At 72.8% G+C, this 7425-nt stretch carries 7 protein-coding genes and 1 pseudogene; 1 reads left to right on the top strand and 7 read right to left on the bottom strand.

Going from position 1 to position 7425, the window contains the following annotated elements; translation table 11 throughout:
* From AOK00_RS04325 to thpR, 5 genes and pseudogenes are all read right to left on the bottom strand, one after another.
* Positions 1 to 269: pseudogene (locus AOK00_RS04325) on the bottom strand (RNA polymerase sigma factor); the annotation flags it as partial.
* Positions 256 to 699 (bottom strand): DUF3995 domain-containing protein, encoded by a 444-nt coding sequence (locus AOK00_RS04320; protein WP_055598974.1) that lies wholly within the window; start codon positions 697 to 699, stop codon positions 256 to 258. The gene AOK00_RS04320 and the pseudogene AOK00_RS04325, both read right to left, overlap by 14 nt.
* A 412-nt stretch (positions 700 to 1111) precedes the next feature.
* Positions 1112 to 2029, bottom strand: a complete 918-nt coding sequence (gene bla / locus AOK00_RS04315) for a class A beta-lactamase (RefSeq protein ID WP_079041834.1) — start codon at positions 2027 to 2029, stop codon at positions 1112 to 1114.
* A gap of 149 nt (positions 2030 to 2178) precedes the next feature.
* Positions 2179 to 2871: a VOC family protein gene (locus AOK00_RS04310; RefSeq protein ID WP_055598972.1), complete on the bottom strand. Its 693-nt coding sequence runs from the start codon at positions 2869 to 2871 to the stop codon at positions 2179 to 2181.
* A gap of 77 nt (positions 2872 to 2948) precedes the next feature.
* Positions 2949 to 3572 (bottom strand): RNA 2',3'-cyclic phosphodiesterase, encoded by a 624-nt coding sequence (gene thpR / locus AOK00_RS04305; protein ID WP_055598971.1) that lies wholly within the window; start codon positions 3570 to 3572, stop codon positions 2949 to 2951.
* A gap of 556 nt (positions 3573 to 4128) precedes the next feature.
* Between thpR and AOK00_RS04300 the strand changes: the two genes are divergently transcribed.
* The gene (locus tag AOK00_RS04300; RefSeq protein WP_055598978.1) at positions 4129 to 6162 is read left to right on the top strand and encodes a DUF11 domain-containing protein; all 2034 of its coding nucleotides are present in this window, start codon (positions 4129 to 4131) and stop codon (positions 6160 to 6162) included.
* A 48-nt stretch (positions 6163 to 6210) separates the two neighbouring features.
* Here the strand turns inward: AOK00_RS04300 and AOK00_RS04295 are convergent, their stop codons facing one another.
* On the bottom strand, positions 6211 to 6768 hold the full coding sequence (locus AOK00_RS04295; RefSeq protein WP_159041684.1) for a hypothetical protein: 558 nt from the start codon (positions 6766 to 6768) through the stop codon (positions 6211 to 6213).
* A 2-nt stretch (positions 6769 to 6770) separates the two neighbouring features.
* Positions 6771 to 7421, bottom strand: coding sequence for an SGNH/GDSL hydrolase family protein (locus tag AOK00_RS04290; RefSeq protein ID WP_055598969.1), 651 nt, complete (start codon positions 7419 to 7421; stop codon positions 6771 to 6773).
* Positions 7422 to 7425 lie beyond the last annotated feature (4 nt).

Genomic DNA, 7425 nt, shown 5'->3' with positions numbered 1-7425 from the left:
GCCTCCCGTACGGAGATCGCCCGCACCCACCCGTACAGCGCCTCCGGCTCGCGCAGCGAACGCAGCGAGGTGAAGACCGCCACCAGAGCCTCCTGCGTGGCGTCCGGTCCGTCGTCCAGCGCGATGGGACGGCAGATCCGGGAGATGTACGGGGTGAGGTGATCGAGCAGGTCGTGCAGGGCCAGAGTGTCACCGCGCCGGGCGGCGCGGACCAGCCCGACGCCCCGGTCGACGGGGTCGGCGGCGTGGACGGGATCAGCGGGCGGCACGCAGGGCCGCCCCTCCGAAGACCAGGCACAGCGGCGTGTACACCAGCGCGTTCAGCCACGGGAACGCCGCTCCCGAGCCGTCCTTGCCGACGACGATCCACACCAGCCCGACGGCCCCGCGGAGCAGTATCCCGGCGGCGACGGCGGCCGTGATCAACCGCGGGATACCGGGGCGCCGGCCACCACCGCGCGCGTGGAGCGAGACGGCGAACGCCGCGCACCCCTCGAGGGCCGCGAGCGGCAGGACCACGGCAGGCCCGAACGACACGACGCTGCCGAGGACGGCGAGCGACAGGGCCCGCTCATCGGCGGCGGGCCAGGTCAGGCCGGTGGCCCAGCAGAGATGCACGAGCGCGAGGACGGCGAGCAGCGCGGCGACGCCGCGCCCGCCGATGATCGTGCGAGGCCGCTCGATGTCGGTGACCGCCATGGGGTTCCCCTTCGTTCCGAGGCCGGCGCCGCAGCGCGCCGACACCCCGAGGAGGAGAGGCACCGTCCGAAGGTTCCCTGTGATCCGGCTCACAGTAGCGAGTGTGGAGGCGTAGGGGGAGGGGGTGCAGAGGGCCGGGAACGCAGACGACCCGCGGGCCTTGGTCCCGTCCGCTCGAGTTCGGACGGGAGCCGGCCGGATTACCGGCGGCCCACGGGTCGGGTGACTGCGTGGTTTTCGGCAGATGACCTGCCGAGGTGCACAGAGTGCGACGGCAGGCCGTTAGCCCGCAGTCACCTCACGAATCCGAAAAGAAACCATGTTCTCGGATCACCTCCTTTCAGCGTGTGACCACAGCCTAGGAAAGCCCGCGGCGACGCTCAAGCCATTTATTTCGAGTTCTTCTTCCCGATCAGCCGAGTTCCGCCGCCACCAGCGCGGCCGCGTCCGCCACCAGCGCGTCGACGGGCGCCGCGTCCTCCACGAACCGCGTGGTCAGCACGGTGAGGACGATCGGGCCGCCGTCCGGCGGCCAGGTGATGCCCGCGTCGTTGTTGCCGCCGTAGCGACCGCCGCCGGTCTTGTCGGCGAGGATCCAGTCGGCGGGCAGCCCCTTGCGGAACCGCTCACCGCTGGTCGTGTTGGCGAGCATCCACCCCGTGAGCCGCTCCCGGTCCCGGCGCGGGAGCGCGTCGCCGAGGACGAGGCGTCCATAGCTCCGTCCGACGGCGCGGGGCGTCGAGGTGTCGGTCTCGCGCCACGGCTCCGCCGAGTTCAGCTCGGGTTCCCAGCGGTCGAGCCGGGTCGTTCGGTCGCCGATCGACCGGGCGAACCGGGTGACGGAGGTCGGACCGCCCAGCTCGCGGAGGAGCAGGTTGGCGGCGGTGTTGTCGCTGAAGCGCAGCGTGGCGTCGCACAGCTCGGCGACGGTCATCCCGTTGGCGAGGTTCTCGGGCAGCTCCGTCCTGGGCGACCAGCCGGACCGCTTGACGTCCGCGTCCGTGTACCGGATGCGCCGTGCGAGGAAAGATCCGTCGTGGTCGAGGTCGCGCAGCACGGCCGCGACGGCGAAGGTCTTGAAGACCGAGCACATCGGGAAGCGCTCGTCGGCGCGGTACGCGACGGAGCGCCCGGTCCGCACGTCGTGGGCGAACACCCCGAGCCGTGCGGAGTGCCGCTCCTCCAGCTCCCGGAGCCGTGCGACGAGGTCCTCCCCGCCGGGTGCGGCGGCGTGCGCAGTCCCGCCGAGCGGTAACGCGGCGGCGAGCGCGGCACCGGCACCGAGGCCGAGCACACTGCGACGGGACGGGCTGAAACCTGTGATGGACAAGGTGATTCCCTTTCCGGAGCGATCACTGCACAGGGAAACACGCACAGGCGCCCCCGGTCGGTTTCGACGGCACGGACGCCACGGCGCCGGCGCGGACGGCGGCGGCTCCGGGGACGGACGGAAGACACCTTCCGGCGGTCGCGCCCGTGTCAGCCGTCACGCCCCTGCCAGGTCGTGACACAGGCCTCGTTGCCCTCGCCGTCGGCCAGGACCCAGAAGGCGGGGGCCCGGTCCTCGGACACGAGACGGCCGCCCGCCGTCAGCGCGGCGTCGATCCTCCGCGGCGCCTCGTCGTGCGGCACGCAGAGGTCGAAGTGGATGCGATTGCGCTGCGGGCGCGGAACGTCCATCTGCTGGAACCACACCGCCGGGCCCTGCCCGAGAAGATCGACGAGCGGGGCGACGAGTCCGTCGGGGCCCGGCTCGTCCGCGTACCCGAGGAGCGCTTTCCAGAACGGCCGGACCGCGGCGATGTCGAGCGCGTCGATCGCGATCTCCAGGAGCTGGAGCGACCGCGGTGCCCCCGTCGCGATCTCGGGCTCGGTCCGCAGCCCGATTCCGCCGACGGCGGCGGACACCCGGTGCGCGAGTTCGACGTCCACGGTGGTGACGCCCGCGTGCTCGGCGGACTGCAGGGTCAGAAGGACCCGCCCGCGCCGGAGGTCGAGGGCCAGATGCCGGTCGGCGTCGTCACCGCACGCGGTGACCGCGAGCGCCGCGACGTCGGCCGCCTGCGCCAGCGACCCGACCGGGACCGCCGTGCGGAGGCCGCCCAGCAGATAGCGCCACCCCGCATCACCGACCGCGGCAGAGGCGCGCGGGCCGTTCAGTGTCGTCTCCATACCGGGCATCCTCGCAGCCACGGACACCGCGGTGATGCGCCGTCAGGGAATCCGGGTGCGGCACCGGCAGGGGGAGATCAGCGCCCGCCGAACGTCCAGGCCTCGATGTCGCGGTACCGGATCGGGCCCGGACCCCGGCCGAAGTTGCTGCCCACCAGGTGCAGCCGTTCGGCCCGCCAGGGGCGACCGGCGAAGCCGGCGAGACCGGCGGCCACGTCCATCACGCTCGACTCGTCGTCGCGGCGGGCACGGGCCAGCGTCAGATGGGGGCGCAGCGGCCGGTCCTCGAAGGGGACGCCGCAGTCCTTGACGACACCGCGCACGTCGGCGGCGAGCCGGTGCAGTCCGTCGACGTCACCGTCGATCCCGCTCCACAGCACCCGCTCGTCGAAGTGCCCGCCGCCCCGCAGTGCCAGTTCCACCGGCCCACGCGACGCCGCGAGGTCCGCGAGCGGCGGCCGGAGCAGCGGCACCGTCCCGACCGGCAGCTCACCGAGGAACGCCAGGGTGATGTGCCAGTCCTCGATGCGGTTCCACCGCATCTGCGGGTACGTGTCGTAGGCGGGGCGGAGCTCCCGATCCAGCTCGTCCTTCGCCTCGTCGGGCGGGGCGAGGGCGATGAAGACGCGAACCGTCGACGCCCGATCCCGATCCCGCTCGCCCTCACCGGGCTCCGTCCCCTGCCCGCGCGCCTGAGTCATGTCCCGTTCCCTGCTCGCCTGCTCGACCTGCTCGACCTGCTCGACCTGCTGGTCCCGCGCCCGGCGAGGCCGTGGCGGTGTCCGATGCGAGGGTACGCGGTGCCCGCGCGGCCCCCGCTGCTGGGGACCCGGCCCTTCAGCGCGCGAACAGGGAGCCGATGCGGAACGGCAGGGACGAGGAGTGACGCATCGGGACTCCCTCGGGAAGACGGTGATCGACTCCTTCGAGTCTGTCCACCCGGCCGGCCCACCGCGCCAGGGACCGCCCCCGGCTTCACCCTGAACCATCCCTGACATCACATCAGGGGATCGGTCCCCGCCCCACATGGCCGACCACCGAGCAGCCACCGCACGCCCACCGAGGGAGGGAGCGCCCCGGCGACGATCCGGCACGGGGATCCGGCACACGGGGATCGCGCCCCGTGCGCTCCCTCGCGGGGGTGGTTCCCGGGGGCCGGTGAGCGTAGTCCGGCACGGCCCGCGGGAAGGGGGCCCGCTCCAGGACCAAGCTGTGCGCTGCTCCCCGTACACCACGAAGACGGAGGTTCGTACGCAGATGACCCACGTACAGCTGAGACCGGCGGTTCGGCGGCGCAGGCCCGGCGGGAGGGCCGGGGTGCCGGCCGCGCTCTCCATGGCGCTCGTCCTCGCCCTGCCCGGCACCGCGCTCGCCGCGCCCGGCGATCTGGATCCGACGTTCGGTCCCGACGGCCGGGTGACGACCCCGATCACCGGGTACGCGGAAGGCCACGACATCGCGCGGCAGGCCGACGGCAGACTGGTCGTGGTCGGTGTGAGCGAGGCCGGTTTCGCGCTCGCCCGCTACAACACCGACGGCAGCCTCGACACCGGTTTCGGCGGGGACGGCACGGTGACCAGCGACTTCGGCGGTGGCGGTCACACCGCCAACGCCGTCGCGATCCAGCCGTCCGACGGGAAGATCGTCGTGGCGGGCACCACCGAGGTGATCGCAGAGGAGGGCGGCGGCTGCTGCTTCTTCTCCGTGGCCCGGTACAACACCGACGGCAGTCTCGACACGGCCTTCGGCGACGGCGGCCTGGTGCGCGTCGAGGAGTTCGGCGGGTCCGCGGACGGCGCGGACGTGGCCGTCCAGCCCGACGGCAGGATCGTCGCCGCGGGCAAGGGCGGCGGCGGGGGCTTCGCGCTCGTCCGCCTCGCCGCCGACGGCACCCTCGACCCCGCCCTCGGCGGTGACGGGGCGGTCGTCGCGGGCTTCACCCCCACCTCGCCGCAGGACGGCGGCGGCATCGCACGGGGCATGGCGCTCCAGCCGGACGGCAAGATCGTGTCCGTCGGCTATGTGGGCAACACCGCCTTCGACATCGGCGTGGCCCGGTACAACTCCAACGGAACCCTCGACACCACCTTCAGCGGTGACGGCATGGTGACCGCGGACTTCGGCGGCACCGAGTTCGGCAACGCCGTGGCCGTCCAGCCCGACGGCAGGATCGTCGCCGCCGGTTCGGGCGGCCTCGGCTTCGCCGTCCTCCGCTACAACGCCAACGGCACCCCTGACGTCGGCTTCGGCACGGGCGGCCGTACGTCGGTCAACGCCCCCGGCGACGGAGGCATCGCGTACGGTCTGGCGCTCCAGCAGAACGGCAAGATCGTGCTCGCCGGCCGCGCGGACGACCCGAACAGCTCCGAGGCCAACGACTTCGGCCTGGCCCGTCTCCACGTCAACGGCTCGGTGGACACCGGCTTCGGCGGCGACGGCTTCGTCGTGACCGGCTTCAACGACTTCGACGAGGCGCGTGGTGTGCTCGTCCAGCCCGACGGCAAGATCGTCGCGGCCGGTTACGGAGCGGGCTTCGCCTTCGCCCTCGCCCGCTACCAGGGCGGTGACGGTACGCCCCCGCCGAGCGCGGACCTGTCGGTGACGAAGACCGGGACGACCACGGTGAGCATCGGCGACCGCGCCACCTACACGGTGACGGTCGGCAACGCCACGACGTCCACGGCCACCGCGACCGGCGTGTCGCTCTCCGACTCGCTCTCCGGAGCCGGTGCGACGCTCATCTCGGCCGTTCCCTCACAGGGCACCTGTACGACGACCACGACCGGTGCCACCTGCGCCCTCGGCTCCCTGGCCCCGGGCACGAGCGCGACCGTCACGGTCACGGCCGAACCCCGCGCCGTCGGAACCCTCACCAACTCGGTCGGCGTCAGCGGCTCGCCGCAGGACCCGGTCACCTCCAACAACACGGCCACCGCGACCACTTCGGTGAACAACGCGCGCGGGTGCACCGTGATCGGCACGAGTGCCGCGGAGACCATCAACGGCGGCTTCGGCAACGAGGTGATCTGCGGCCTCGGCGGCAACGACACCATCCGGGCGAGCTACGGCAACGACACGGTCCACGGCGGCTTCGGGAACGACAACATCGACGGCGGCTTCGGCGACGACACCCTGAACGGCGGCCCGGGCAACGACACCCTGACCGGCTACTACGGCAACGACCGCCTGACCACCACCGACGGCACCTCGGGCAACGACACCGCCAACGGCGGCGCCGGCTCGGACACCTGCACCACCGACCCGGGCGACATCCGCGTCAGCTGCCCCTGACGAGGCCCGGGAACACCGCCCGGGCTCCGAGCCCGTACGCACTCCTGATCAGCTGAGGTCGGTGAGCACGTCGGACACGGCGCCGGGGCGTCCGGGCCTCAGGAGCTTCTCGAAGACGGTGAGGACCAGTTCGTCGGTCTCGTCCAGGGGAAGGTGATCGTCGCGACGGACGTGCCCGTCCCGGGGGCCGAAGCCGTGCTTGACGAACGACGCGATGCGGGCACCGTCCCGCATCGCGTCCGCACTCCGGCCGTCGGTGTGCAGGAACGTGTAGCTCCGGCCGTGGGCGGCGGCCCGCCCGGTCTTCTCCCGGCGCCGCCCGTCGGCGTCACCGTCGCTGACGAAGGCGCCCGGGTCGTGCGGACGGAGCGAGATCGCGCTCGGCCCGCGGGACGGCAGCGACGGTCCGTCGGCCTCGAACGCGCGGCTCATGACCGCGTTCTGGCGCTTGGCGAACCACCCCGTGAAGTGCTGCACGGGTGCGATGGGGACGGACGCCCGGACGCTCCCGACGGAGTCGATCACGTCGGCGCGGGTGCGGGCGTCGTCGACGTCGATGCGCCAGCCACTGCGGGTGGGCCGACGCCAGAGGGGCATGTCAGTCATGCTCACAGCCTCTCAGACGAGGTGCTGCCCCTTTCGCTCCCCCTTTCCCCCGCGGCCGCCGCCAGCCACGTGCGCGCGAGGACCCGGTGGCCGAGCGGACTCGGATGGACCCCGTCCGGGGCGATGGCCGCCGCGCCGTGCACCTCGGCGGCGCGCGCCAGTGCCAGGTCCGTGCGGACCACCGTCGCGCCGTGAGCGGTCGCCGTGCGCAGGACGGCGTCGATACGGGGCGTGAGGTCCTCGAACCAGGCCTCCTGCTCGGGGCGGGCCGGGAGCAGGAACGGCGTCATGACGAACAACGTGGCGCCGCACCTCTCCTCGGTCAGGGTGAGGACGCGGTCGAGGGACGCCTCGAACTCCGGTACCGGGCTGAGGAGTCCGCGGTCGTAACGGCGCCAGGTGTCGTTGATGCCGATCAGGACGCTGACGACCGCGGGGGTGAGGGCGAGGACGTCGGTGGCCCAGCGTGCCTCCAGGTCGTGGACCCGATGGCCGTTGACACCCTTGTTGACGACGGTCGCGGGGGAGGGCAGGGCCTCGGCGATCATCCGCACGTAGCCGTCTCCGAGGGAGGCGGGGTCCTGGCGGTCGCGGCCGGTGTCCGTGACGGAGTCACCGATGAAGAGCAGCCGGTCGTCCCGGGTGAACCGCATGCGC

Source organism: Streptomyces aureus (assembly GCF_001418135.1).
In the GTDB taxonomy this organism is placed as follows: domain Bacteria; phylum Actinomycetota; class Actinomycetes; order Streptomycetales; family Streptomycetaceae; genus Streptomyces; species Streptomyces aureus_A.
This window is presented reverse-complemented; position numbering and strand designations above follow the sequence as displayed.